The sequence below is a fragment of the Shewanella denitrificans OS217 genome (assembly GCF_000013765.1).
GTDB lineage: Bacteria > Pseudomonadota > Gammaproteobacteria > Enterobacterales > Shewanellaceae > Shewanella > Shewanella denitrificans.
The window spans coordinates 3,681,113-3,707,585 of record NC_007954.1 but is presented as its reverse complement, the minus strand read 5'-3'; the positions used below and the strand labels follow the sequence as shown (position 1 = coordinate 3,707,585).

Sequence of the window (26,473 nt, the reverse complement as noted above, 5' to 3'; positions counted from 1 at the left end):
AGTTTTGGACTGTTAACGGTGCAGACTGTTAACGGTGCCATCCACCTTCATGGTGTTAATGGTGCCAGCCACATCCATGCTATGAAGGTGCGTCACATATGTACATTGCAACTTGGCCTGTATTGCTTGGTGTCATCGCAATGGGTATTTATTTATTTTGTTTGTTAACTCAAGGCCTACATTGGGTTGTTAAACATAACCAGCGAAGGTCAGGCAATGTATAAATCCGCGTTAGTTTTGGACTGTTAACGGTGCAGACTGTTAATGGTGCCATCCACCTTCATGGTGTTAATGGTGCCAGCCACATCCATGCTATGAAGGTGCGTCACATATGTACATTGCAACTTGGCCTGTATTGCTTGGTGTCATCGCAATGGGTATTTATTTATTTTTTTTGTTAACTCAAGGCCTACATTGGGTTGTTAAACATAACCAGCGAAGGTCAGGCAATGTATAAATCCGCGTTAGTTTTGGACTGTTAACGGTGCCATCCACCTTCATGGTGTTAATGGTGCCAGCCACATCCATGGAAGATTATTGGCTTTTGAACTAGTCTTACACTCTGGACAGACATTAACGAAGGTGAGCTTATGCCGCGCCCTAGAAGAAGTCAGGTGAGTGTAGAAGATACACCCATGTACCATTGTTGTAGTCGCGTAGTCAGAAGAGCCTATCTCTGCGGCGATGATAAATTCTCTGGTAAAAACTATGACCATAGACGGGGCTGGGTTGAGGCTCAATTGCTTAAATTAGCGGAGGTTTTTGCAATCGACGTTGCAGCTTATGCTGTGATGAGCAACCATTTGCATGTCGTGCTGAGTATCGACATTTATCAAGCCAATCGCTGGACGGGTATTGAAGTGATAAACCAGTGGCATCTGCTGTTTAAAGGCACTGACATTACTCAAAAATTTGCCAAGGGTGAAACCCTTGAAGATTATGAAGCGCTAGAGCTTACCTACACCATTGCCCTGTATCGCAGCCGTTTAAGCGATATTTCCTGGTTTATGCGAGCCTTAAATGAGCCTATCGCCCGCAGAGCCAATGAAGAAGATGAATGCACAGGGCGTTTCTGGGAAGGCCGATTTAAATCTCAAGCGTTACTCGATGAAGCCGCTGTACTTGCCTGCATGGTGTATGTTGACCTCAATCCCATCCGCTCAACGATAGCCAAAACCCCTGAAACCTCGGACTTTACCAGCATTAAACGCCGGATCACCGCCGCCTTAAATGGCACTCAACCCAAAGCACTGCTGCCTTTTGTGGGTAATGAGCGTAAAGACATGCCTAAAGGGCTCACATTTCATCTGAAAGACTATCTGCAATTGGTTGAAGATACGGGTAAAGCAGTCCGAAATGATAAAAGAGGCTGTATCAGCCCTAACAGTCACAGCATCTTGAATCGACTCAATATTCCTGCCGATAACTGGCTTAAAATCATCAATGAATTTGGCAAGTTATTCAAAGGCCCAGTGGGCACCTTGCAAGAATTAACTGCGTACTGTGAACACCTTGAAAAACAAAGGCGGCATTACTGTCACGCTTGTCAGCATCTAGCAGCGAGCTAAGCCATTTACTCAAAAGAACATATAAAGCAGTACCGAAACCCTTCACAGGACGAATCGTCATGTCTGGACTTGGCATTTTTAACTCATCATTCTCTCAAATCGCACAGCGTGAATAGGTAAAACCAATTTTAGAGGTGTAATAATATTCCCAGAAAGTGAACACTTCATATTAAGCGCTGTTGGGCAGGTTCAAACTAGACTATTTTGTTTATGGATGGCAGGTTCAATTAGGTTCAAACTAGACTATTTTGTTTATGGATGGCAGGTTCAATTTGGTTCAATTATGGATGGCAGGTTCAATTTTAAAGTGATAGTTTTTTATCCAGCCTGAACTGAATACCTTACTCTGTTCGACTTTGCTTCTCGTTATGTCAATCTTAATGGGTGGTAAAAACACTTGGTGTTATCTGAAGTTAAATATATCTTGCTGAAAAATAACAATATAAACTCTTCCTGCAGTTATATCATGTGAAGCTAGTGGTTCTCGATTATCTAAAGTCTTACTTCTTTCCACTAAAGAGTATCTAGCATCAAAGGGATTGAAAAACCTTGTGCCAACTGATAAGTTGCTAAAATTAATGACAATTTAAGTATCTTACACGATTTTTGGAATGAGTATTCTAGGATGTTAACCGCAATTCGCGTTAAACTTCATTAACTGGATAAAACAAGGAATATACTTCGAATGGATATCAATCAAATTGTAAATGACGCGACAGAAGAAGATGCTAAATCTGCGCTTTCATACTTTCTTCAAAGCTATATGACACCTGCTTTTGGTGCTCTTCCTAAAAACGAAGTCGAGTTAATCGTTCTAAATGTATTAGGAAAATTAAAAGCGATTGAGGATGAACCAGAATTATACGAATTTGTATCAAAGCTGAAAGTTACGCGTTCAAAGGCACGCGGATTGATCTACGATCGAGAGCTCAGACTATCTTCTGAAGATGATTTAGACAAAAAAGTGAAAAGTCTTCTAAAGAGGCCGCTAATTCAGAAGAATGGTGATCTATATGTACTTGAAGTAGACAACCCTCTAGTTTCAGATCATCTTCGTTCAAAAGTTCAAAAACTTGGCTATGTTTCCGATGGCTCATTTTCCCCTAGTATTATTAAACTGGGTCTTGATGCTATTACTGCGCTTATACAGTCATATTTATCTCCTCAAGAGAAAGAAGATATTAAGGCTGTTTTGGTAGCTGCTGGCGCACCGGATACATCATTTACAGGTGTTTTAAAGGCCACCTTTAAAAAGGTGGCCAGCAAAGTGGCATCAGATACAGGTGAAGCTTTAATGAACAAAGCATCCGACTTTATTTCGCCAATCATTGACGCAGGTATCGATTTGATTAAAGAGAAAGCTGGTGAGCTATTTGAACCAACAGCAGAATAGAACGGTTATCAAGCGCATGTTGTCGGATTGGTTTTCCGCTGCGCTCCAAACCAACCACAAATGCGAGCGTTAGCTGCTTTGTGGCAAAAAGTATAATAAGAAGTTGGAGAAATAATGAGAAAACCAAGAGTATTTATAGGCTCATCTGTCGAAAGCTTGCCTATTGCAGATGCAATTGCTGAGAACTTAGAGTTTGATGCGGAAGTTACAATATGGCGGAACGGAACATTTAATCTATCGAGTAACGCTCTTGATGATTTAATTTCAAAAGCTAAATCCGTGGATTTCTCAATTTTTATTTTCTCTCCAGACGACCTGACAATTATGAAGTCTAGAGAAAAGTACGCTGTAAGAGACAATGTGGTTTTTGAACTTGGTTTGTTTATTGGTGCAATTGGAAAGAACAGGTGCTTTATTGTTAAGCCACGTGACGTTGACCTGCATTTCCCAAGTGATCTTCTAGGGATTACTCCAACTGACTTTGATGCAAACAGAAGTGATGAGGACTTAGCGTCATCTCTTAATTACTCCGCTACACAAATCAAGCGAGCTTTCAAAGCGCAAGGCTTGCTTGAACTTGATTCTGTGCAGGAAAAGCCACGCATTGATGTCAATGCTCAATTAGCAACGCTCACCGACACTGATATGATCGCATTGTCTGTGTTGCTTGAGTCTGTTAACTCTGATGTAGATGGCTGCGCTAGTTGGGACTTGTATAACCGTTTTAATAATTATGATTTTAGTTCAGCACAGGTCAACTTGGCAGTAATAAAGCTCACTCGTTCAGGTATGATCGAAAAGTTAAATACTTCGGACTTTAATGGCAATGAGTATTTTAGCTACAAGTTAACTGAGTACGGAATTGACGTTTGCTTATCAAATCAAAATCGTATTGAAACTCTTATTGCACCAAAGAAACGACAATCTGGCAGGGACGTTCCTCAACAACCTCCAGTACGCAGCTAACAGAAATGGATACTACAAATCGCGTGATTTAGCATCGTCTACAGAATTTAACCGGCCACCCACAACTAAATTTTCACGCCCGCTTTTTAAGTCAACAGGTTCCACCAATGCTAAAAATGTGAACCATGGCAATTTGCGAGACGACCGTCTGAGACAGGACGTCGAAGCGAGCTACATGGATGTATCCACGCGTGTCGATGAGTGAATGCCATGGCGAGCCTATACGCCTGAGTTTAAATTACTCACCTAATTTCCAGCTTCTTTAGCCGTATCAATAAGAAGCTAAAAAGCAAAAAGCCAGCGTTTGTGTGCTGGCTTTGCTTTAGGCTTTAAGTTCTCGGGCCTAGGATCTCGCACCTAGAACCTAGAACCTAGAACCTAGAACCTTGACCTCTTACCCCTCCGTTAGGCTCAAACTCCCCGCGAAACTGCGGTAGACATTGACCAACTGGCTGAAGCTTTGTTGCTGCATCTGGGCGAGTTTGTCTTGGCTGCGAAGCTGCTCACGTTCGGCATCGAGCAGTGCTAGAAACTCGCTGGTTCCGGCCTGATAACGGGCTTTTTCGATATTGAGCGCTGTGAGTGTGGCTTGCCATTGCAGCTCGGTTTTAGCCAGCTGCTGCTGACTTAGGCTGTAACCGGTTAAGGATAAGCGCATGTCGGCTAAGGCATTAAATACCGTTTGCTCAAATTCGGCCAGCGCAATTTGCTGCTCTATCTCAGTTACCTTGATGCGTGACTTAATTGAAGATAAATCGGCCAACTGCCAGCTGATGTTAGGGGCTACCGACCAGGCTTGATTATCACTGCTTAAGCTCACGCCTGCTGGGGCAATAAAGCCTAAGAAACCGCTGACCGATACGTTAGGGTATAAGTCGGCACTGGCAACACCGATTTTGGCGCTGGTGCTGGCAATGGCGCGCTCGGCGGCGGCGACGTCAGCTCTGTGTTGTAGATAATTTACCGGCTCTGCGGCAGTGTCCATCATTGCTAGAGGCTGCTTTAGGGTCGGGATTTGGCTAACGGCCGAGCCCTTGGTCGCTATGCTTTGCGCAGCACTGGCACTAACGCTAGCATTGGCCGCATACACCTCTGTCTGGCCAAGTAGGGCAGAAAGCGTCGCCTTAGCGCGGGCCTTATCTTGCTCAAGTTGCAGCAGATTGGCTTCTAGCTCATAGCGCTGGGCATCGATGCGCGCAAGCTCTAACTCAGAGGCAAAACCTGCTTCAAAGCGCGAATGAATAATGCTGCGACTTTGGGCTATGCTGGCACGGTTGTCCTTGGCCACTTGGTGCCTTAATTCTGCGCCGCGAAGCTCGCCATAACTGCTGGCGACTTGGCTTATCAGCTGAATTTTGGCTTCACGCCATAAGAGTCTTGCCTGCTCAGAGTTAGCCTTGGCGGCCTCTGATGCGCGGCGCAGCTTGCCAAATAAATCCACATCCCAGCTTAAGTTAGCGCCCACTTGGTTGGTGCGTATTATGCTGTCGTTATCTTGCATGCTGGCACTTGGGTTCGCGCTTGGGGACTTGAGGGACTGATGACTGCCGCCTAAGCTGCCCTTAGGTAGCGTGTCGTTGTCAGTATCACCAAAGATTGCCTGAGCGCGCTCAACATTAAGGCTTGCCTGCAGTAAGGTGCGGTTTTGCGCTAATGCTAAGCTAACGATACGGTTAAGTTCTGCATCATCAAAGGCTTGCCACCAATCTAGGCTGTGCTCAGCTTGGCTATATTGGCTATCTATAACTTGCTCATTCACCTTAGTAGGCGCCTGATAGTCAGGGCCAACACTGGCACAAGCAGTCAAGGAGGCCACTAAGATGGCAATAGCCGTTCGTTTAAAAGTCACTCGTTTAACTCGCTTTGATTGAGATAAGTTAAGCATCTGCATTGGCTCCTTTGTGAGTCACTAACGTGTTAACAGCAGGGTTAACGACAGGCGCAAATAACTGACCTTGGCTGTCATCGGGTTCAACATTTTTGTCGACATTAGTCTTTTGACGTTTAGCCATAAAGTGATAGAAGAGCGGCGTTAATAGTAGGCCAAAGATGGTCACGCCTATCATGCCTGCAAATACCGCAACCCCCATGGCTTGACGCATTTCAGCGCCAGCACCCGTTGAGAACACCATAGGCACTACACCCATGATAAAGGCGATGGAGGTCATTAATATCGGGCGTAAACGCAGACGGGTGGCCTCTAAAATCGCGTCCATGACATTCATGCCTTCATCTTGCAGTTCTTTCGCAAATTCAACGATTAAGATGGCATTTTTGGTCGCCAGCCCCACCAAGACAATTAAGCCAATCTGAGTGAAGATGTTGTTATCTCCGCCGTAAAGCAGCACGCCGCTTAAGGCTGACAATAAGGTCATAGGGATAATCAATATGATGGCCATAGGTAAGCTTAGGCTTTCATACTGGGCGGCTAACACCATAAACACTAACAAGATCACTAGCGGGAAGACTAACAAGCCGGCGTTGCCTGCCAGAATTTGCTGGTAGGTGATTTCAGTCCACTCATAGGTCATGCCGTTTGGCAGGGTTTCAGCCAAAATTTTCTCAATCGCAGCTTGGGCTTCACCCGAACTATAACCGGGTGCTGGGCCGCCGTTTAACTCTGCCGTAGTGTAAGCGTTGTAATGCATGACTCTGTCAGGGCCTGCCACTTGGGTGACATTAATAAACGAGCCCAGCGGCACCATGTCGCCTTGCTGGTTACGCACTTTTATCTGGCTAATTTGCTCTGGCGTTTGACGGAACTGCTCATCGGCCTGCATTTTTACTTGATAAGTACGACCAAACTGGTTGAAGTCGTTAACGTAAGTCGAGCCCATGTAGGTTTGCAGGGTTTGGAATACTTCATCCAGTGACACGCCTTGCTGCTTAGCCTTGGTGCGATCGATATTGAGATCAAGCTGCGGCACATTCACCTGATAGCTTGAAAATACCCCAGTAAGCTCTGGGGTGCCCCAAGCTTTTTGCATTACCTGCATAGTGACTTTGTATAGCTCGTCGTAACCTAAGTTGCCCTTGTCTTGAATTTGCAATCTAAAGCCACCAATAGTGCCTAAGCCTTGCACTGGCGGCGGCGGGAAGATAGCGATATAGGCATCTTCTATTCCAGCAAACTTTTGGTTTAGCTGCATGGCGATAGCCTCTGCCGACAAACTTGGATCGGTGCGCTCACTAAAGTCATCCAGTGGGGTAAAGACGATGCCGCTGTTCGGGCTATTGGTGAAACCATTGATGCTAAGGCCTGGGAAGGCGACCGAGTGAGCAACACCGGGTTGTGCTAGGGCAATTTCTGACATCTGCTTGATTACCGCTTCGGTGCGATCCAGTGATGCTGCATCGGGGAGCTGTGCAAACGCCACTAGGTATTGCTTGTCTTGCCCCGGCACATACCCTGTTGGTGTGCTAGCAAACATCACCCCAGTTAAGGCAACTAGCGCTAGGTAGATGATGCCGACTATGGCGCCAAAGCGGATGACTTTTTTAACGATAAAACCGTAGCCTCGTGACGCCTTTTCAAACATGCGGTTAAAAGGATTGAATAACCAAGTGCCGAATAGTTTATCCATGGCGCGGGTTAAGCGATCTTTTGGCGCATCATGGCCTTTAAGCAATAATGCGGCGAGGGCTGGGCTTAATGTCAGCGAGTTTAACGCCGATATAAAGGTCGAAATGGTGATGGTTAGCGCAAACTGTTTATAGAATTGCCCGGTTAATCCTGCCATAAAGGCGGTGGGGATAAATACTGCCGCCAGTACTAAGGTGGTGGCAATAATAGGACCAGTCACTTCTCTCATGGCTTTTTGAGTAGCCGCGATTGGGGAGAGACCATCGCCAATATTACGCTCAACGTTTTCAACCACGACTATGGCGTCATCGACCACGATACCAATCGCCAGCACTAGACCAAAGAGTGACAGCGCATTTAACGAGAAGCCCAATAAATGCATGAAGGCAAAGGTACCCACCAAGGACACAGGCACGGCCACTAAGGGGATTATTGAGGCGCGCCATGTCTGCAAGAAGAGCACCACCACTAATACCACCAACAATATGGCTTCAAACAAGGTTTTAACCACAGCTTCAATAGAGCCGCGCACAAACACTGTGGGGTCATACACTATGTCATAGCTTAAGCCGTCGGGGAAAGAGGCTGACAGCTCGCTCATTTTTGCGCGCACATCATCAGAAATCTGAATCGCATTTGAGCCTGAGGCTTGGAACACAGGAATGGCGATAGCGTCTTGATTATCCAGTAGCGAGCGCAGGGCATAAGTGCTGGCGCCTAACTCGACTCTGGCCACATCCCTTAGGCGGCTAAGTTCGCCTTGTGGGCCTACATTGATAATGATGTCTTCAAATTCTTCAACCGTGCTTAAGCGGCCTTTCACGTTAATCAGCAATTGAAAATCCGCGCCGCCACTGGGCTGAGCGCCAAGGCTACCTGCTGCGGCTTGCTGGTTTTGCTCACGCACTGCCGCAAGGACTTGTGCGGGTGACAAGTTTAAGCCCGCCATTTTGTTGGGTTCTAGCCAAATACGCAGGCTGTATTCGCCGGCGCCAAATAAGCGCACAGCGCCCACACCTTCAATACGGGCGAGCTCATCTTTAACATTCAGCGCCGCATAATTTGACAAGTACAGCATGTCATAGCGTTTATCCGGCGAGGTTAAATGCACCACCATGGTTAAATCAGGGGATGATTTTTCTGTCACTATGCCTAGGCGCTGCACTTCTTGAGGCAGGCGAGGGCTGGCTCTATCGACACGGGCTTGCACCTGAGTCTGAGCGCGGTCCACATCTGTGCCAATGGCAAAGGTAATGGTCAGCGTCATCAGGCCATCGGAGGTGGCTTGGGATGACATATACAACATGTCTTCTACGCCGTTAATTTCCTGCTCAAGGGGGGATGCCACAGTTTGCGCAATCACCTTAGGGTTAGCGCCTGGGTAACTGGCGGTAACCACCACAGTTGGCGGCACTACTTCTGGGTATTCGGTGATAGGTAACTTCCACACCGCGATAGCGCCCGCGATGAAAAACATCAAGGAGATCACAGCGGCGAAGATAGGCCGTTTAATGAAAAATTGTGAGAACATAAGTCTATTTCCTTAGCCGCGGGTGCTGCTGGTGGCAGTTTGCGCTGTTAATGCTTGTTGTGCTTTGTCTAAACGGGCTTGTTTCTGGCGCAGCTGCTCAAGTTCGGCCTCTGGTGCCATGGGAAGCATGTTCGGCTCCACCTGCATACCAGGTCTGACTTTTTGCATGCCATTGATAACAATTCTGTCTTTGGCCGTTAATCCTTGGGTGACGATGCGAAGGCCGTGAACTTTTTCACCTAAGGTCACAGGGCGGTATTCCAACTGGTTGGTGTCGGTGACTAGCAGCACATATTTACTGCTTAAATCTGTGCCTATGGCTTTGTCATCGATTAATACCCCGTCATAGCTTGCGCTACCCGCGAGGCGAATTTTGGCAAAAAGCCCAGGCAGTAAATCGCCATCCGTATTATCAAAACTTGCGCGAAGGCGCAGTGTGCCTGTCTGCTGGTTTAGGGCGTTATCGACAAAATCTACCTTGCCTAAACGATTGAACTCAGTCTCGTTGGCGAGCGCCAGGTACACGCTTTGCTCGCTGCTGCGGTTATCGGCGCGCTTACCTTGCTCGCTAAGCTGGGCGTATTTGAGGTAGGTTTGCTCGTCGATATCGAAATAGGCATACATTTGCGCGGTTGAAACGATATGAGTGAGCGGGCTTTGACCGGCATTGACATAGTTACCACGGGTGATAAGCGCGTTAGACACTCGGCCTGTAATGGGGGCCGTGACTGTGGTGAATGACAAATCGAGTTCGGCTTTCATTAATGCCGCTTCAATGGCGGCCACTTCGGCAAGGGTTTGCTGCTTGCGGGCGAAACGGCTGTCTAGCATTTCGGCTGAAATGGCTTTTTGCTCGCTCAGCGTCTTGGCTCGCTGATAGTCATTGATGGCTAAGTTGTTGGCGGTTTTAGCACTGTCAAGATTGGCTTTTAAACGGTCGACTTCGGCTTTAAAAGCGCGATTGTCGATTTGAAATAATGGCTCACCTTGCTTGACTAACGCGCCTTCGACAAAGTTTACCGATTCAATATAACCCGACACCCTAGGCATCAGAGTCACAGTTTCTGGGGCTTGCAGGCGGCCGGTGAATTCATCCCACTCTGTGATGCGCTCAACTAACACATTAGCCACGGAGACTGGCGGCGCCATCATTTGTTGCTGCGTCGGCGATGCTTCTGGACTGCCACAGGCCGACAAAGCCAACGCCGATAGCACCAGAGCGGTCAGGTTACCTAAGATAAATTTTTTACGCGTATTTGTCGTCGCCATGACAATTTCCTTAATAGTGTTTGCAATCGTTGCTAAAAAGAGCAAGAATATTTGTACCGGTCGGTATGATTATCCATTTTAAAAAGTGAGTCAACCTTTTTTGTACCGATTGGTAATTTAATCTAAAGGCTGATTGTTAATCCCATGAAGGCTAACTGTGATTGCCTAGACAAGGACTGTGAGGCTGTTTATTATGTGGATAATTGTTAAACGAGGAGTTTTCTATGTCTGCCACATCCTGTTCTGCCTTAGGCCGTCCAAGGGCTTTTGATCCCGAAGAAGCCCTAGAAAAGGCCTTAGAAGTGTTTTGGCAAAAGGGCTATGAAGGCACCTCATTAACTGATTTAACTAAGGCCATGGGGATCAACAAACCTAGCCTGTACTCCACCTTTGGTAACAAAGAAGAGTTATTTCTTAAGGCCATCGATCTTTATTCAAATCGTCCTTGTGGCTTTTTTATGCCTGCATTAGCCCAGCCTAACTTATACGCTGTGCTAGAAGCCTTGCTCAAAGGTGCCGCCTTGAGTTTGGCGGATAAAAACCATCCCCAAGGTTGTGTGGTGGTGCAAGGTGCACTGGCTTGCAGTGATGAAAACTCTAGCATTAAGCAGGCCTTGATAAAACGTCGCCTGGAAGGTGAGGATGCGGTGAGAGCTCGATTGGAGCAAGCAGTACTCGCGGGTGAAATGCCTAATGGGTACTCGGCGGCCGTGATGGCGCGTTATTTGATGACCTTACTCAATGGCATGACGATTCAATCGACCAATGGTGCCACGGCTGAAGAGCTGATGGATATTGCCGAATTTAGCCTATCTTTGTTGCGCAGCCAAGATTAGTTAAGGCTCAACACCTACATAGCCCCCATCTTTGGCAGGTTTATGCAGGGGGAGATAAATGATCCAACCAGAGGAATGCGATGAATTGGCAAGTGCTCTCTTTTTCCCAGCTAACCACAGACAGCTTGTATGAGTTACTCACACTCAGAACCGATATTTTTGTGGTGGAGCAGGCCTGTGCTTATCCTGAGCTTGATGGCAAAGACAGGCACTCGCAAACCTTACATGTACTGGGCACAGACGATGGAGGCCGCTTATTGGCCTATAGCCGTTTGTTGGCCCCAGGCCTGAGTTACCCCCAAGCCAGCATAGGCCGCGTGGCGGTCGCCAAAGCAGGGCGGGGCCAAGGTCTGGCTCAGCAATTGATGCAAATAAGCATAGACAGTGTGCTTAAGACTTGGCCTGAGGCCGGCATTCAAATTGGCGCCCAAGAATATTTAAGCCACTTCTACCAAGGGCTTCATTTTGTCGTTAATTCAGAGGTCTACCTCGAAGATGGCATTCCCCATTTAGACATGTTATTTCAAGGTCCCACAGCACAATGATCGATTATATTGAACCGGTATTTCGCCCTCCTTCGGAGTGGAAGTCACTCATTTTACAAGTTACCAATGGCTGTAGCTGGAATAATTGCAGTTTTTGCGACATGTATACTCAGCCGCAAAAGCAATTTCGCGCTCAAAAACTCGATAAGATAGAACAAGATATTCTCAACGCTGCTGCCTCTGGCTATCCCATCAGTCGGGTTTTCTTAGCCGATGGCGATGCCATGAGCCTGCCTTTTAAGCGCCTGAAAGAAATCTGTGAGTTAATTAATACTCATCTGCCCAGTGTGACCCGCATCAGCAGCTATTGCTTGCCCCGTAACTTGACCAATAAAACGGTTGAACAGCTTAAAGAGCTCAGAGAAATGGGGTTATCTCTTTTGTATGTGGGCTGTGAGAGTGGCGATGATCAAGTGTTGACCCTGATCGAAAAGGGCGAGAATTTTGCATCATCCCTTGCCGCGCTTGAGAAAATTAAACAAGCGGGGATGAAATCATCTGTGATGATTTTAATGGGCCTGGGCGGGGTGGAATTATCTGAGCAGCATGCGCTTAATTCGGCGCGATTAATGAATGCCGCCCAGCCTGATTATCTGTCGACCTTAGTGGTGAGTTTACCCTTGGGCACAGAGCGGATGGACAAAGTCTTTGGCGGCAAGTTTGTATTGCCCGATACCCAAGGCTTGCTCAAAGAAATGGGCATATTACTTAGCCATTTAGAGCTTGAGAAAACCATCTTCCGCTCAGATCATGCGTCTAATTATTTAGTGCTGAAAGGCGTACTGGGTAAAGACAAAGCCGCGCTGGTGGCCCAAGTGGATCATGCAATCAAAGGGACTATCCCACTTCGCCAAGAATGGCAGCGGGGTTTATAATAAGCTCATTGGGCATTTGCAGCAGTAATACGGAAAGCCTAAACTAAGTGTGCTAAGTTAATAGTGTTTCCTTTGAATTGGCTTTCAAAGGCTTGAGCATAAAAAACTACTCTTTATGCATATAAATTCGTTGCGTATTGCGTGAAAATATCGTTTACTGCGCGTGTTTTCAAATCAACACCCAAATGCTATTTTTATCGCCCAACTATAGGAGGCACTGGCCTAATGAGCCAATTTCAATCGATTGATGTTGCAGATTATTATGAGACGGACACTTTTAACCAGATCAAGGAGTTTGCCAAAGACAAACCGACTCCTTTCGTGGTCATAGATACCAAGATCATTGCGAAACAATACGATGACATGGTGAAGAATTTCCCTTATGCGAATGTGTATTATGCAGTCAAGGCAAATCCGGCCAAAGAAGTGTTAACCCTGTTGCGGGATAAAGGCTCCAATTTCGATATCGCCTCAATTTATGAATTAGAAATGGTGACCTCTATCGGTGTGTCTGCCGATCGTATCAGTTACGGTAACACCATTAAGAAGCGTGTGGATGTGCGTTCTTTCTATGAGCAAGGGGTACGCATGTTTGCCTCTGACTCAGAAGCCGATTTACGCATGATCGCCGAAGAAGCCCCAGGCTCAAAAATCTACGTGCGCATTCTTACTGAAGGCACCCACACGGCTGACTGGCCGTTATCGCGCAAATTTGGCTGTCAAAATGAAATGGCCTATGACTTATTGGTCTTAGCTCGTGAGCTTGGCCTAGTGCCACACGGTATTTCATTCCATGTGGGTTCTCAGCAGCGTGATATCGGTGCTTGGGACAGTGCAATTGGCAAAGTTAAAGGCATCTACGATCGCCTTAAAGAAGAGCACGGTATCCAGCTTAAGATGATTAACTTAGGTGGCGGTTTCCCAGCCAACTATATCGACAAGACCAACGAACTGGCGACCTATGCCGAGCAGATCACCCATTTCCTAAAAGAAGATTTCGGTGATGATTTACCTGAGGTTATTTTAGAGCCAGGGCGTTCATTATTGTCTAATGCGGGTGTGCTAGTGTCTGAAGTGGTATTGATTTCTCGCAAGTCAAACACCGCCCTTGAGCGCTGGGTCTTTACCGATGTGGGTAAGTTTTCAGGCTTAATTGAAACCACAGATGAAGCGATTAAGTTCCCTATATATACCGATAGAACCGGTGAGTTAGATAAGTGCGTTATCGCAGGACCAACCTGTGACAGTGCCGATATCATGTATGAGCACTACAGCTACGGCTTACCTAAAGATCTTGCCATTGGCGATCGCATGTTCTGGTTAACGGCGGGTGCCTATACCACCACGTATTCGGCGGTATGCTTTAATGGTTTCCCACCACTTAAAGATTACTATTTGTAAGTGATACAGGTGATAAAAAGGACGCCTCGGCGTCCTTTTTTGTTTCTATGGGTTTAAGGTTTGAGTCTTGCCACAACCATTATTGGTGATTTTGTAAGAGAGTAAAAATCTCTTGTTTTAGATGCAGCTTTTTAGCCTTAAGGGTTTTCACTTCTGGGGTCAGAACGCTAGTTGTATGTAATTCAACTGTTGACTATTTTTTATACGGATAAGAGAAAAAGTATCAGTTTCATAAGTTATCGCTTAATTACAGTTTAAGTAATTATCTAACATGATAAGATTTAGCTATTCACGATATAACTGTGATGAAGTTAACCAAATCGATTTCTATACTGAGTTAACATCATGGTAATTAGAATTTAATATACAAAAATGAAAGGGGTTTACAAAATGTCGGATGTATTTCACTTAGGTTTAACTAAAAAAATGTTAGATGGTGCCAGCTTAGCAATCGTTCCAGGTGATCCTGAGCGTGTTAAGCGTATTGCTGAGTTGATGGAGAATGCTACTTTCCTCGCGAGCCACCGTGAATACACTAGCTACTTAGCTTATATCGATGGCAAGCCTGTGGTGGTTTGTTCAACGGGTATTGGTGGTCCATCGACGTCTATTGCGGTAGAAGAGTTGGCGCAACTTGGCGTGCGTACCTTCCTTCGCGTGGGTACTACTGGTGCTATCCAGCCTCATGTAAATGTCGGTGATGTGATAGTGACTCAAGCATCGGTACGTTTAGATGGCGCGAGCTTACATTTTGCGCCACTTGAGTTCCCAGCCGCTGCAGATTTTGAATGTACCACAGCTATGGTCGCAGCAGCTCGTGAAGCGGGTCTTGAGCCACACGTTGGTATTACAGCATCTTCTGATACTTTCTATCCAGGCCAAGAGCGTTATGACACAGTGTCGGGCCGTGTGACCAGCCGTTATGTGGGCTCGATGAAAGAGTGGCAGTCTATGGGCGTGCTGAACTATGAAATGGAGTCGGCAACCTTGTTTACCATGTGTGCGACTCAAGGCTGGAAAGCGGCTTGTGTTGCTGGCGTGATTGTAAACCGTACCCAGCAAGAAATTCCTAACGAAGCGACCATGAAGCAAACTGAAGTGAGCGCAGTGTCTATTGTGGTTGCGGCTGCGAAGAAGTTATTAGCATAATTGAGCTTGTTTTTAAGCTTAACTGCCATAAAAAAAGGCGCCTAGGGCGCCTTTTTTGTGTCTCATACCCTTGCGTTAAAGCGCCTGAATTAGAAATGATATTGGGCTATTACTGAGTAGGTGTTTTGATCTATGCCATCGACACCATACTTACTTTTCCAATAATCATATTCGATACCCACATAGAGCTTATTGGCTCGTTTGTCGCCGAAAAGCGCCTTGCCTAAATCAAATTTAAGCTGGGGATTAAAGTGAATATTCTCGTCATAACCTACATTATCAGCGGAGAATACCCAGTCCATGAAACCATCGAAGACAAAGTTAGCGTTACCGATAGGGAAGTCTATTCTAAAGGCTGGGGTCACCTGCCAGCCATCGCTGATATTGCCTGTGCTAATGGCATCACGCTTATAAGTGTTAAGACTGAAGTAGGTAAAACCTGGAATGGCTAAATCTAATCCCACACCGTAGAGGAAACTCTGCACCGGACCTTCGCCTTCTTCATAGGTCAGTGCGATTAGCACATCTTTAACTGGGCCAAATTTAAACTCACCACCAGTCATTTTACCTAGACTGAAACGCGGCGAAATTTCACCATAAGTTGTCGATGTCACGCCAAAATTGTCACCGTTGTAAATGATCAGATCTTGGAAAGTAAACCAATCGCCGTATTTCCAACCACCGGCAGTTTCTAAGGTTAAGGTCGTTTGGTTTGCCGAAGGGGCAAGGTCGTAGTCATCACCATAGAGGAAGGTGCCGCTGACGTCCCACCAGTGGATCAGATCTTCAGCCTGAACAGGAGCGGTTGCTGCGAGTAACAAAAGCGCAAAGCATGATTTATTCATTGTGTTACCTTAATGGGACTCATGTCCTAGGAAAAATAGTACAGCTACCAAAAAATTGCCACATTGTTGATTAATATTTGTTTCTAGGAGAGAAATTAACCCATACGCCTATGGTGATAGTCATTTAATCGAGCGAACTCAGTAAATATGAAATTGTTGACATATTATGTCGATTGTTTATTTGTCTGCTGTTATAGTAAATCATCAAGCAAAGAATAAGCAGTTGATTGCCAAGGGTCTTCAGGCTGCAAAGGAGGAAATATGGAGCTTTCAAATCCTATTATAATTTGGGCTAGCCTAGGACTAGTGCTGATGTTAGCCGAAATTATTGTGCCAGGAGGCATAGTGGTGTTACTCGGCATGGCTAGCCTGTTAGTGGCTGGCGCGTTAGCATTGGGGGTTGTCGAAGGAATAGTTCAAAGCCTGACCTTATGGTTTATCCTGTCCATTGTATTATTGTTGAGTTTTAGGCATATCACCCAAGGGCTCATAGGCGGTGATTCACACCAAGACAATACCGATGAAGAGTTAGATCTTTATAATAAAATCGCCTTAGTTAAAGAGGCGATAGGGCCGGGCGAAAAGTCAGGTCGTGTGACATTTCAAGGCGCAGATTGGCCTGCATTGGGTGATGGCAGTGAAATTCTTGTCGGTACTCAAGTAAGGATCATTTGCCGGGAAAATATTGCACTTATAGTCGAGCCTTGTCCATATCCAGAGACACAATCAGTTTCATCTTAAAGGGAGTTAGTTATGTTAATTTTCACCATAGGTTTTTTATTGGTTTTGTTTGTGCTTTATAAGTTGATGCTTATTGTGCCCATGCGAGAAGTGCATGTGATTGAGCGCTTAGGTAAGTTTTTAACTGTGTTGCCCCCCGGATTTCATTTCTTGGTGCCTTTTGTCGACAGAGTGGCGTATCGCCATGACACCCGTGAAGAAGTATTGGATGTGCCGCCGCAAAGCTGTATCTCTAAAGACAATACCCAACTAGAAGTGGATGGCCTGGTTTATTTAAAAGTGATGGACGGTAAGCTTGCAAGTTATGGTATTGAAAATTATAGAAAAGCTGCGGTTAATTTAGCCCAAACTACCATGCGTTCTGAAATCGGTAAATTAAGCCTGTCGCAGACCTTTTCTGAGCGCGACAGCCTCAATGAATCCATAGTGCGGGAAATCGATAAGGCATCGGATCCTTGGGGGATCAAAGTGTTGCGCTATGAAATTAAGAATATTACCCCCTCTACTAAAGTGATTAACACCTTAGAGAAACAGATGGAAGCGGAGCGGCGTAAGCGCGCCGAAATCACCCTCGCCAATGCGGAAAAAGCGGCGATGATCAACATGTCTGAAGGTGAACGCCAAGAGGCGATTAATTTATCAGAAGGGCAGAAACAAAAACGCATCAATGAGGCGCTAGGTAAAGGGCAGGAAATCTCCATTATTGCTAAGGCTAAAGCCGAAGGAATGCAGATGATCTGTACCGCCTTAGAAGCGAACGGCGGCAATGATGCAATGAACATGCTATTAAAAGAGCAGTTTATTGGCCAAATCGGCAATATTTTATCTGAAGCACAAATCTCTGTGGTACCAGCGGAAATGGCTAAGCTTGAAGGTTTTTTTGAAGGTATGGATCAAGTGACTCATAACATGTCAGGCAAGGGCAATCACAAAGCCACCACAGAGCAGGGAGCATAATAATGGAAGAATTAATGAGTTCGAATTTGCTGCAGACTAATTTTGCCGTGATGATTATTTGGGGGGGAATTTTTGCTATTTTCATCCTTAAATTGTTTCAGTCTATCCGTCTAGTGCCAACCAAGTCGGCATATATTGTCGAGCGTTTAGGTAAATATCACAGCACCTTAGATGCGGGCTTTCATGCGCTTATTCCTTTTATTGATAAAGTGGCCTATATCCATGACTTAAAAGAAGAAACTATAGATGTGCCGCCTCAAGAGTGCTTCTCCAGTGATGAAGTGAATGTGGAGGTTGATGGGGTGATTTATATTTCGGTTACCGATCCCGTTAAGGCGAGCTATGGCATCACTAACTATCGCTATGCCGCGATTCAATTAGCCCAGACTACAACACGCTCTGTAATTGGCACCTTAGACTTAGATCGCACCTTCGAAGAGCGCGATCTTATCTCGGCAAAAGTGGTGGAAGTACTGGATGAAGCGGGGGCGACTTGGGGGATCCGAGTGCATCGCTATGAAATTAAAAATATCACTCCACCAGAAACCGTCAAAAATGCCATGGAGATGCAAGTCAACGCCGAGCGTGAACGCCGGGCACTATTGGCGAAGAGTGAAGGCGATAAGCAGAGTAAAATCAATCGTTCAGAAGGTGTGATGGCTGAGACCATCAACCGCTCAGAAGGTGAGATGCAGCGCAGGATCAATGAGGCTGAAGGTAAGTCAGAGGAGATCTTAACCTTGGCTAAGGCGACTTCTGAGTCTATTGAGCGCCTTGCCAGTGTGATTTCATCCCCAGGTGGCCAAAGTGCACTGCGGATGCAACTGGGCGAGCAGTATCTAAAACAACTGGACGGCTTAAGTAAGAAGGACACTCGGGTGGTGTTGCCTGGCAACATGGTCGATTTTGACTATTGGTTGCAAAGCATAGGACTTAAAGAAGATAAGTAATACATTGGTTTAAGTATTAACAGCCAACAAAAAAGGACCTGAATTCAGGTCCTTTTTTTATGGGCAAATAAGGGCGATGACCTTACTGTGAATTAATTAGAGCAAGGGCACATTGAAGGTTAATTGCGTCGCGACACCTTTAGGGGTGGTAACTGTCAATGTCACTGTGCTGGTGCCCGTGGCGGTATTGACTAAGGTGAACTCTGTGTTGGTGCCGCCCGCTCTTGTGGTATTAGGCACAGTATGGCCATTAAATATCGCGTCACCTTCGCTTGCTTCTACATCGAGTGTTGTTTGAGCTGGTAATATTTGATTGGCACTATCAAATAGTTGCACACTAAAATGTGAACGACCGGCAGCAGGGATTGGTCTGATATCTGTGTTGAAATCATTAATCACTACTCCATCTTGCTTGATGATGAAGTTTGCTTGGGAGCCAGACATGGTCAGCACTAAAGCCTTACGTATGTAAGTCTTATTGGCTTGGCCTGTTCCACAAAGGCTACCCGTACACTGGGGACCATTGAACTTACCATCTGGACCTGAATAAGCGGTTTTTGCTTGGGCATTAAAATAGGGCTTGCCAGCTTCGTAGACGCCGGTTTCATTATCATCCCTGAAGGCATCGCCTAAGTCACTAAAACCGCTATTGTGATAGGTCTCGATATCCATACCGTTGCCGGTACAGGCGACGGCAAGATTATTCGAGTTAACACAGGCATGGGTGATAGCGCCGCCGTCTGCGGCATCGAATTGGTTATTACCATTTGTGTCGAAGAAGGTTTCATGACCGAGTGCATAGGCTAATATGGTGATTCGATGATCGCTTACTCGCGGCGCTGTTGAGGTCCAAGTGACAAAGCAACTGCCATTATTGGTCAAACATGAAGGCTCAATTTGCCCGCCTTCTGCGGTAAAGTTAACCGTAGTGTCATCGGGGGCTGGATTACCAAAACTGTCTGAGGCGTAAATAGTGATAGTCACTTTTTCACCATTATAAGCAGCCGCTTCAGGGTTGAAAGTGCTTGCTGCAATGCTAAAGCCCAGTTGTTGCGGCAAGCCAGTATTCACAGTTAACTGCTCAGACTGGCTGGTGATGATTTCATTGGTGTCTTTATCTGTGGCAGTAGCTGTGACCCTAACTGGAGTCGGTACTGTGCCAGCTTGTATTCGTACCGTGGCTAAGCCATTGGCATTAGTGATACTGCTGGCTTTCGATGGCTGGTTGGCCAAGGCATTAGCGAAGGTAAGCCCGCCAATGACAGTGTCTAGGCTGAAATCCACTTGTTGCTGCGCCGTGGGTTGACCATTGGCGCTGGTCACTAAAAAGGTGACCAGTGATGACTCCGTTGAACCTGTGCCGCCGCTGCCTTTAATGCGAATGCTTGAAGGTGTAGCCGAGACGAAGCTTAAACTGGCTAAAGTTTGACGAGCTAAGGTAAAATCTAAACTCGCAGTTAACACTGAGCCATCGACTTGTACCGTGGCCGTGATGCTGTCACTGCGCTCACTGTTACCGCTGCAATTAATGTCTTGGAAGGTTGCGCCTGCGGTGCCTGAAAGGGTAGTCACAGGAGAATCAAGGCTTGCTAGGTTGTTAGCACCACAGTCAGAGCTAAATACTACGCTGTAAGGGCTTTGTAGGCGGCTAATAGCGCCACTGGTATCCTCGAGGACTAAACTTGCGTTCACACCAAAGCTACCGCCTGCACTGATTTGGTATTTGCCATCTTGATCTGCAATTAGACTGGTACCGAGTTTACCTTCAATGAACTGATTATTACTGTCGAAATGGCCCAGTTTGACTGTGCCTAGGGCGATAGCATCGGCACTGACTACCTGGTAATTACTGCTACGGCTGAGTGTTGTACCTTGGTAATTTGTAGTTGTGACTAAGGAGTATGCGCCCAATTCAGCGACCGTAGGTGTGTAGCTGAGTTTGGCTATGCCTTGGGTGTCAGTGAGTGAGGTATTAGGTGCTAGGTTGGCGTTGCCTGCTTGAAAAGTCACTATCTGATTAGCAACCCCTTGGCTTGAGCCATCCAGTAACCTTGCTTGTAACTCGACGGTTTCGCCAATTTTGAATTGGGCGACAGAGAAACCATTTTTAAATACCCCATTCATTAAGCTGGTATTTTCAGGCAAATTCACAGTGGATTGAATAAATTCATAACTGCGGCTAGCACTGACACTGTCAGCGCCTGCTGGCGCATACATGACACTCAGTGTGCCGGCACTGGGCACCGCGGCGTTTAATGAAATAATGGCTGTCGCCTGACCATTAGCATCTGTGAGTTTAGAGGCCGGGGCAGCAGCACCAATGCTGGCGATAAATTCGACAATGGCACCAGATAAATTAGCATCGCCTTGTTTTACTTGAGCTATGGCACAAAAGCTTTCAACACTGGTGAAGCTTTGACGTGTGGTGACGTCACCACATTGGCCATTGCTTGCGGTTGCAAAGCTTAAGTTAATGCTTAGGGCGCCAGTGGGCGTGCTTGAACTATCTTCTGAGGCGCCATTACAAGCCGAAAGGCTTATGGCGCTGATGAGTACGACAAACGCAGCAAAGCTCTTTCTTATGAGCATCAATAACATCCTTGTCTAGGGTGAATTATTCGGTGATTTCTGAACGAAGATACTTGAAAAGTTCCCGAGATGACTTAGAGTCTGGGCCTTTGGCGAGTTCTTTATTGGCTTGTCTTATCAATTGGCGCAATTTTTGTCTGTCAAGTTGTGGATGCAGCTCAATTAAGGCGTTAATCTCATCATCACCTAATGTCAGCAAGCGTTCACGCATTTTTTCAAATATGTGTACTTGAGCCGTTTCATTATTGTTTTTATTGAGAATTTTATCCAATGTTGCTTCAATTGGCTCAGGGTCAAAACCACGCATCAGCTTGCCTATGTATTGCAGGTGGCGGCGATAGGCTTCGGTTTTTGTCTTGATATTCTTAGAATGCAAAATAGCGTCATAGAGGAATTCATCTAACTCCATTCTGGCCAATTGTGACTTGCTTAGGTCAACTAAACGCATACCTAATTTTTGTGCGGCTTCACTTTCTACTTTTTGGCCAGTACGGCTGACGTATTCGTCATCATTGTCATAGGGCTGTTGAAAGTGCTCTGAATCGCCAACGATCTTCATAATCTTAAACCTCAAATAAATATCTGCTAATAGTAGCACTTTTCAGGATTGGCAAGCCAGATAATATGTGCCAAATAACCCCCATCGGTGGCCACGATATCTAGACATATTTTCCTTAATAATTAAATCACAACGGCGAAGTTATCAATCATATATTGAATTTGCTATGCTAATGAAAAGTCGATTAGCTTAAAGAGTGAAAACGTGTCATCACCTAATATAGATATTGAATTGGATGCCCTAAAAGAAGCAGTTTCAGTGGCTTTGGCTCATGCTAAAAAATTAGGCTCGAGCGCCGCAGAAGTGGCCATCAGCAAACAGCAGGGGTTATCTGTTTCAACTCGTACACAAGAAGTTGAAACCGTTGAGTTTAATAAAGATGGCGCCCTAGGGATCACAGTTTATCGTGGTGGTTGTAAAGGCAGTTCTTCCACCTCAGATCTGAGCACAGATGCCATTGCCCTAGCGGTAAAAGCGGCGGATGATATCGCTCGTTATACTTCAGAAGATCCCTTTAGCGGTCTTGCTGATAGTGCGCTAATGGCTAAAAATATTCGCGATTTACAGCTTTATTATCCTCAAGATATTGGTGCAGAAGAACTGGCTGACTTGGCTATTAGGGCTGAAAAAGCAGGTGTTGATGCCGATACTCGTATTAAATATTCAGATGGTGCCACAGCCAATGCTCATACCTCAGCCAAGGTTTATGCCAATAGTCATGGTTTTTTACAAGGGTATTGCAGCTCGCGTTATAGTTTAAGCAGTGTGGTCATTGGCGAAGAGTCAGACGGCAATATGCAGCGGGATTATGACTATACGGTATCCCGTAAATTTGCTGACTTACTGAGTCCTGAAGAAGTGGGAGCTAAAGCCGCTGAAAAGACGCTGAGCCGCTTAGATGCACGCAAAATAGCCACGGCTAAATTGCCTGTGTTATTTGCCCCGGAGATAGCCACAGGTTTAATAGGGCATCTAATTGGTGCCATCAGTGGCGGCAGTTTATATCGTAAGTCGAGTTTTTTATTAGACTCATTACACACTCACATTTTTCCTGATTGGTTTAGCATTGAAGAGCAGCCCCATATACTGTCAGGGTTGGCAAGTGCTAACTATGATAGCGAAGGGGTGGCCACTCAAGACAGGCGCATTATAGACAGGGGACAATTAGAGACCTATTTACTCACCAGTTATTCTGCCAGAAAGCTAGGAATGACAAATACCGGTCATGCCGGCGGGATTTATAACTGGACCTTAAGCCACAGCAATCAAACCTTTGCGGATTTGATAAAGGCGATGAATACCGGCTTGATCGTTACCGAAGTCATGGGCCAAGGCGTAAATGGCGTGACGGGTGATTATTCTCGCGGTGCGGCAGGCTTTTACGTGGAGAATGGCGTTATCCAATACCCAGTAGAAGAAATCACCATAGCGGGAAATCTAAAAGACATGTTTATAGGCATTCAAGGGGTGGCCATGGACAGAGACCTGCGCTCATCCATCCGCACAGGCGGTATCTTACTCAGCGAGATGAAGATAGCCGGTAACTAATCTCAATTGGGTTAACTAGGTATCATAGATAATCTACCCTATTTAGAAAAACGGCGCATAACAGCGCCGTTTTTTATGTTCCAAAAAACCTTCAGTTATCGTGATTACCCCGTGGTTCTGGGGTGAATGGGATAAAAAAATGCCTAAGTTTAGCTTAGGCATTTAATGGGTTAGAACACAGTGAATGCTTAATCAATACTGCGTTTGAAATCTGTCTTAGCTGTGTGATAGTTAGAAAGTATTTTTCCTAATTTATCAGACGCTTGTGATAATTCGACCACCCCGTGAGACGATTGTCTCGCTAAGTCGCGAATGGTGTTTGATTTAGTGCGAATTTCGCTTAGTTCAGATGAGATTTCATTGGCAACCGTGCTCTGCTCTTCGGCTGAAGCGGCAATTTGGTAGCTCATATCGATAATAGACTGGGACGATTGAGTAATCGAATTTACATCTGTGCCTATATTTGAGATAAGTTCCCGGCTCGACTGAGCTTGCTTAACCGTATTTTGGGTAATGCTAGAGATATTACTGGTTTCAGATTGCAAGTTGGCAATCATGGCCTGAATTTCAACCGTAGCTGCCTGAGTGCGGCTGGCCAAGGTTCTCACTTCATCGGCAACGACCGCAAAGCCGCGGCCCATTTCACCCGCACGGGCCGCTTCAATCGCGGCGTTGAGTGCCAATAAGTTGGTTTGCTCTGAGATTGAATTAATGGTGGTTATCACGTCATTAATCTTGGTGGCGTTCAGTTGCAATGTGGTCACAGAATCTGAAGTCTGTTCAATATAGTTAGACAACTGCTGAATTTCACCTATGGCTTTTTGAACCCGGCCATAACTTTGCTTTATATATTCAGAATCTTGTTCTACTTGCTTCGATGCTTTCTGCGAAATACCAGACACAACCAGTGAAGAGGCGGTCATTTCTTCCATTGCCGTCGCCACTGAGTCTAATGACTCATACTGGGAATCGATTTGCTCTTCGCTCTGGCGAGTCTCATTGGCAAAGGACGTCGATGTGGTATGTAAGGTCTTGGCGCTGCCTTTAACGGTAATAACTAATTCAGTTAGAGTGTCCATGGCCTTGTCTAATGCACAGCCTATGGTGCCAAATTCATCACGCCCAGGATGGAAACCTAAACGAGAGCTCAAGTCACCCTTGGCGATTTTCTCTGTAGTATCCCATAGCACCCACAAGGCACCGCCGAGAAAAGTGGCGATCCAATAGAGCACTAAAGAGAAAGGCAATACCCAAAGGAAAGACAATAACAGGGAATAAAACGCCGCTTGCTTGGTATCGGCTTCGATATTAGGTGCCCCTTGAGTTTGAGACACGTATTCTTGGCTACTGGTTTTTACCACGGCCGTAATGGTGTTTCTTTGTCTGCTGGAGCTGGTTGCCGAGGTAGAGTTAATACCTAGCTGAGCAAACTTATCCGTTTGACCTGTGGTCTCTAATGCTTGCACCATACCCGAGAGTTGAGATTCTAATGCAATAACAGATTGCTGCTCTATTTGGTTGATAGAGTGCTGATAGCGGCCGAGGGACAGTGTCAGTAAGACGATCATAAATAGACTGAATATCGACCAAAACTTATCATTGATTGACATCTTAATGAACAATCTATCAATAGTTCGGAAATCTACTTCCTTCATAATTTCTCCAAAATGGGCAGGCAGGCAAGCAATCATTTTTTGCAATAGTAATTTAGTTTAAAGCAATTTGACATACAAGGTCATTAACTTGTTAGTTAAATTGTGCGCTCGCTAGTATCTAATACCTATTTTCGGCCAGTTTGAATTTTAGTTTAATGCGATTTGGATAAATTTTTAATAAATATCATCATAATGGCTAATATTCTGTGAATTAATTAGCCGCATAGAGAGTTAAAACGCATATTGTTAACAGTGTTAAAAATGTCGTTAACATTCGGTTAGTGGTAAGGCGGGCCTTAACAAGGAAAAATGCACTCGACTCTGTGAGTCGAGTGCATAGGGTGCGACTTTTCCTAGTGGAATATTTGGGCAGCTCGCTGAGTTAATTCTCTTTAAGCAGGCTTTGGGGTTCTTAATGGGAATATGGCTAGTTTTTGCCGCAGGGCATACATATAAATCCCAGTCAGGCCTAATATCAAAGGCATGAGTCCAACCATGCACCAAAGAACACGGCTGAGAAGGCCGCCAAAATAGCCAAAGTGAAGTTTTCTAAAACTGTCTAAAAACACCATGAGTATGCTAGCCTGGCGAATATCTTGTTCATAAATGAGTTCGCCTGTGAGTTTATCAAAACCGACTGTGCTGGCGTATTCGCTATGGAGTGGGTTGTGACTATCAACGTCACCATAGAAGACGATATCTAAATCTTTTTTGTGTGGCATGGCAAGGTAACCTGCCTGAAAACTTGGGATGTGAGTTTCAGCTTGGATCTTAAGTGATTCAAAAGAAATCTGCGCAGCATGTAATGGCTGCTCAATGAATACATGCCCCCCTCTTGGGTGCTCATCGACCTCATGTAAGATGCTGGCGATGTTCCAGTAGGCTCCAGTTGCAGCAATGACAATCAACATAGGTGAGCTGGTGATACCGGTAAATTTATGAATATCACTGAGTAGCATACGAGTTGCGGCTTTTATTCTAAAAGTGAGCAGTTTAGACCAAAACTTTTTATATAAGATGATGCCGCTTATCCCCAAAAAAAGCATAATCAAGGCCATCACAAAGCCGAAGCTAGTACCAACCAGGTGAAGCAAAAAGGTGTAATGCAGCTCAAGCAGCCAGTCGGTGAGATAATGCCCCATGATGTACGGCTGGGATAGCAGCTCACCAGTATATTGATTAATATAAACTTTATACCATTCTTCTGTACCACGTTTTATGAGGTAAGCCGCATCTGAGCGGCTGTGATTATCAAATAGCTCCCATCCTCCCAGTTCAAATTCGATGTTTTGTGTAAGCACTTTGCTCATCATGCTGTCTAGACTAACCCGCGCAGCATCTGGCGCAGCGTTAACTAACATGTGCGCAGGTCTTAGCAGGCTATCTAACTCAACTTTAAATACTAAAATGCTGCCAGTGATTGAGATTATCAATAACGGCAGCAGGGTGATAAGGGCGGTGTAGGAGTGCCATTTAAATAATTTCTTTCTCATGCTAATGCCTTAATGCCTTG

20 protein-coding genes are annotated in these 26,473 nt (G+C 45.6%); 12 read left to right on the top strand and 8 right to left on the bottom strand.

Going from position 1 to position 26,473, the window contains the following annotated elements; genetic code table 11:
• Window positions 1–590: 590 nt before the first annotated feature.
• From SDEN_RS16040 to SDEN_RS16030, 3 genes are all read left to right on the top strand, one after another.
• A complete protein-coding gene (locus tag SDEN_RS16040; protein WP_011497508.1) occupies window positions 591–1,568 on the top strand; it encodes a hypothetical protein in 978 nt (325 codons plus the stop codon).
• A 685-nt stretch (window positions 1,569–2,253) separates the two neighbouring features.
• Complete coding sequence (locus SDEN_RS16035) at window positions 2,254–2,961, top strand: hypothetical protein (RefSeq protein ID WP_011497507.1); 708 nt, start codon at window positions 2,254–2,256, stop codon at window positions 2,959–2,961.
• Window positions 2,962–3,075: 114 nt separating this feature from the next.
• On the top strand, window positions 3,076–3,927 hold the full coding sequence (locus tag SDEN_RS16030) for a TIR domain-containing protein (RefSeq protein WP_011497506.1): 852 nt from the start codon (window positions 3,076–3,078) through the stop codon (window positions 3,925–3,927).
• 394 nt (window positions 3,928–4,321) lie between these two features.
• Here the strand turns inward: SDEN_RS16030 and SDEN_RS16025 are convergent, their stop codons facing one another.
• The 3 genes from SDEN_RS16025 to SDEN_RS16015 are packed head-to-tail and all read right to left on the bottom strand — an operon-like array spanning window position 4,322 to window position 10,310.
• Entirely contained in the window at window positions 4,322–5,812 is a 1,491-nt protein-coding gene (locus tag SDEN_RS16025) for an efflux transporter outer membrane subunit (RefSeq protein ID WP_011497505.1), read from the bottom strand.
• Window positions 5,805–9,041: an efflux RND transporter permease subunit gene (locus SDEN_RS16020; protein WP_011497504.1), complete on the bottom strand. Its 3,237-nt coding sequence runs from the start codon at window positions 9,039–9,041 to the stop codon at window positions 5,805–5,807. Before SDEN_RS16020 ends, SDEN_RS16025 begins: the two co-directional genes overlap by 8 nt.
• A 12-nt stretch (window positions 9,042–9,053) precedes the next feature.
• Window positions 9,054–10,310: an efflux RND transporter periplasmic adaptor subunit gene (locus SDEN_RS16015; protein ID WP_011497503.1), complete on the bottom strand. Its 1,257-nt coding sequence runs from the start codon at window positions 10,308–10,310 to the stop codon at window positions 9,054–9,056.
• A 224-nt stretch (window positions 10,311–10,534) separates the two neighbouring features.
• Here SDEN_RS16015 and SDEN_RS16010 point away from each other — a divergent pair, with 224 nt between their 5' ends.
• The 5 genes from SDEN_RS16010 to udp all read left to right on the top strand — a co-directional run bounded on the left by SDEN_RS16010 (window position 10,535) and on the right by udp (window position 15,116).
• Window positions 10,535–11,146 (top strand): TetR/AcrR family transcriptional regulator, encoded by a 612-nt coding sequence (locus SDEN_RS16010; RefSeq protein ID WP_011497502.1) that lies wholly within the window; start codon window positions 10,535–10,537, stop codon window positions 11,144–11,146.
• Between the two features lie 80 nt (window positions 11,147–11,226).
• The gene (locus tag SDEN_RS16005) at window positions 11,227–11,691 is read left to right on the top strand and encodes a GNAT family N-acetyltransferase (RefSeq protein WP_011497501.1); all 465 of its coding nucleotides are present in this window, start codon (window positions 11,227–11,229) and stop codon (window positions 11,689–11,691) included.
• Window positions 11,688–12,566 (top strand): radical SAM protein, encoded by an 879-nt coding sequence (locus SDEN_RS16000; protein ID WP_011497500.1) that lies wholly within the window; start codon window positions 11,688–11,690, stop codon window positions 12,564–12,566. Before SDEN_RS16005 ends, SDEN_RS16000 begins: the two co-directional genes overlap by 4 nt.
• Window positions 12,567–12,791: 225 nt before the next feature.
• Window positions 12,792–13,967 carry a type III PLP-dependent enzyme gene (locus SDEN_RS15995; protein WP_011497499.1) on the top strand — a complete coding sequence of 392 codons (1,176 nt, stop codon included), beginning with the start codon at window positions 12,792–12,794 and terminating at the stop codon, window positions 13,965–13,967.
• Window positions 13,968–14,357: 390 nt separating this feature from the next.
• Window positions 14,358–15,116, top strand: a complete 759-nt coding sequence (gene udp / locus SDEN_RS15990) for a uridine phosphorylase (protein WP_011497498.1) — start codon at window positions 14,358–14,360, stop codon at window positions 15,114–15,116.
• Between the two features lie 89 nt (window positions 15,117–15,205).
• Here the strand turns inward: udp and SDEN_RS15985 are convergent, their stop codons facing one another.
• Complete coding sequence (locus SDEN_RS15985; RefSeq protein WP_011497497.1) at window positions 15,206–15,961, bottom strand: outer membrane protein OmpK; 756 nt, start codon at window positions 15,959–15,961, stop codon at window positions 15,206–15,208.
• Window positions 15,962–16,222: 261 nt separating this feature from the next.
• On the opposite strand from SDEN_RS15985, the gene SDEN_RS15980 reads away from it, so the two are divergent.
• Genes SDEN_RS15980 through SDEN_RS15970 form a run of 3 tightly spaced genes read left to right on the top strand, consistent with a single transcriptional unit; the run spans window position 16,223 to window position 18,609 of the window.
• Window positions 16,223–16,702, top strand: a complete 480-nt coding sequence (locus tag SDEN_RS15980; protein ID WP_011497496.1) for an NfeD family protein — start codon at window positions 16,223–16,225, stop codon at window positions 16,700–16,702.
• Window positions 16,703–16,714: 12 nt separating this feature from the next.
• Complete coding sequence (locus SDEN_RS15975) at window positions 16,715–17,659, top strand: SPFH domain-containing protein (RefSeq protein ID WP_011497495.1); 945 nt, start codon at window positions 16,715–16,717, stop codon at window positions 17,657–17,659.
• 2 nt (window positions 17,660–17,661) lie between these two features.
• Window positions 17,662–18,609, top strand: coding sequence for an SPFH domain-containing protein (locus tag SDEN_RS15970; RefSeq protein ID WP_011497494.1), 948 nt, complete (start codon window positions 17,662–17,664; stop codon window positions 18,607–18,609).
• Between the two features lie 96 nt (window positions 18,610–18,705).
• On the opposite strand, the gene SDEN_RS15965 is transcribed toward SDEN_RS15970, so the two are convergent.
• Both SDEN_RS15965 and yjgA read right to left on the bottom strand, forming a co-directional pair.
• Window positions 18,706–21,198, bottom strand: a complete 2,493-nt coding sequence (locus SDEN_RS15965) for an Ig-like domain-containing protein (protein ID WP_011497493.1) — start codon at window positions 21,196–21,198, stop codon at window positions 18,706–18,708.
• A gap of 25 nt (window positions 21,199–21,223) precedes the next feature.
• Window positions 21,224–21,757, bottom strand: a complete 534-nt coding sequence (yjgA, locus tag SDEN_RS15960) for a ribosome biogenesis factor YjgA (RefSeq protein WP_011497492.1) — start codon at window positions 21,755–21,757, stop codon at window positions 21,224–21,226.
• A gap of 204 nt (window positions 21,758–21,961) precedes the next feature.
• On the opposite strand from yjgA, the gene pmbA reads away from it, so the two are divergent.
• Window positions 21,962–23,305 carry a metalloprotease PmbA gene (gene pmbA, locus SDEN_RS15955; RefSeq protein WP_011497491.1) on the top strand — a complete coding sequence of 448 codons (1,344 nt, stop codon included), beginning with the start codon at window positions 21,962–21,964 and terminating at the stop codon, window positions 23,303–23,305.
• Window positions 23,306–23,493: 188 nt separating this feature from the next.
• Here pmbA and SDEN_RS15950 read toward each other — a convergent pair whose 3' ends face one another.
• Both SDEN_RS15950 and SDEN_RS15945 read right to left on the bottom strand, forming a co-directional pair.
• The gene (locus tag SDEN_RS15950; protein ID WP_232279902.1) at window positions 23,494–24,915 is read right to left on the bottom strand and encodes a methyl-accepting chemotaxis protein; all 1,422 of its coding nucleotides are present in this window, start codon (window positions 24,913–24,915) and stop codon (window positions 23,494–23,496) included.
• 437 nt (window positions 24,916–25,352) lie between these two features.
• A complete protein-coding gene (locus tag SDEN_RS15945) occupies window positions 25,353–26,453 on the bottom strand; it encodes a PepSY-associated TM helix domain-containing protein (protein ID WP_011497489.1) in 1,101 nt (366 codons plus the stop codon).
• Between the last annotated feature and the right edge of the window lie 20 nt (window positions 26,454–26,473).

Excerpts from the sequence above, each read along its gene's own strand:
- SDEN_RS16040 (WP_011497508.1), top strand. The coding sequence starts at position 591 with ATGCCGCGCCCTAGAAGAAGTCAGGTGAGTGTAGAAGATACACCCATG.
- SDEN_RS16035 (WP_011497507.1), top strand. The coding sequence starts at position 2,254 with ATGGATATCAATCAAATTGTAAATGACGCGACAGAAGAAGATGCTAAA.
- SDEN_RS16030 (WP_011497506.1), top strand. The coding sequence starts at position 3,076 with ATGAGAAAACCAAGAGTATTTATAGGCTCATCTGTCGAAAGCTTGCCT.
- SDEN_RS16025 (WP_011497505.1), bottom strand. The coding sequence starts at position 5,812 with ATGCTTAACTTATCTCAATCAAAGCGAGTTAAACGAGTGACTTTTAAA.
- SDEN_RS16020 (WP_011497504.1), bottom strand. The coding sequence starts at position 9,041 with ATGTTCTCACAATTTTTCATTAAACGGCCTATCTTCGCCGCTGTGATC.
- SDEN_RS16015 (WP_011497503.1), bottom strand. The coding sequence starts at position 10,310 with ATGGCGACGACAAATACGCGTAAAAAATTTATCTTAGGTAACCTGACC.
- SDEN_RS16010 (WP_011497502.1), top strand. The coding sequence starts at position 10,535 with ATGTCTGCCACATCCTGTTCTGCCTTAGGCCGTCCAAGGGCTTTTGAT.
- SDEN_RS16005 (WP_011497501.1), top strand. The coding sequence starts at position 11,227 with ATGAATTGGCAAGTGCTCTCTTTTTCCCAGCTAACCACAGACAGCTTG.
- SDEN_RS16000 (WP_011497500.1), top strand. The coding sequence starts at position 11,688 with ATGATCGATTATATTGAACCGGTATTTCGCCCTCCTTCGGAGTGGAAG.
- SDEN_RS15995 (WP_011497499.1), top strand. The coding sequence starts at position 12,792 with ATGAGCCAATTTCAATCGATTGATGTTGCAGATTATTATGAGACGGAC.
- udp (WP_011497498.1), top strand. The coding sequence starts at position 14,358 with ATGTCGGATGTATTTCACTTAGGTTTAACTAAAAAAATGTTAGATGGT.
- SDEN_RS15985 (WP_011497497.1), bottom strand. The coding sequence starts at position 15,961 with ATGAATAAATCATGCTTTGCGCTTTTGTTACTCGCAGCAACCGCTCCT.
- SDEN_RS15980 (WP_011497496.1), top strand. The coding sequence starts at position 16,223 with ATGGAGCTTTCAAATCCTATTATAATTTGGGCTAGCCTAGGACTAGTG.
- SDEN_RS15975 (WP_011497495.1), top strand. The coding sequence starts at position 16,715 with ATGTTAATTTTCACCATAGGTTTTTTATTGGTTTTGTTTGTGCTTTAT.
- SDEN_RS15970 (WP_011497494.1), top strand. The coding sequence starts at position 17,662 with ATGGAAGAATTAATGAGTTCGAATTTGCTGCAGACTAATTTTGCCGTG.
- SDEN_RS15965 (WP_011497493.1), bottom strand. The coding sequence starts at position 21,198 with ATGCTCATAAGAAAGAGCTTTGCTGCGTTTGTCGTACTCATCAGCGCC.
- yjgA (WP_011497492.1), bottom strand. The coding sequence starts at position 21,757 with ATGAAGATCGTTGGCGATTCAGAGCACTTTCAACAGCCCTATGACAAT.
- SDEN_RS15950 (WP_232279902.1), bottom strand. The coding sequence starts at position 24,915 with ATGTCAATCAATGATAAGTTTTGGTCGATATTCAGTCTATTTATGATC.
- SDEN_RS15945 (WP_011497489.1), bottom strand. The coding sequence starts at position 26,453 with ATGAGAAAGAAATTATTTAAATGGCACTCCTACACCGCCCTTATCACC.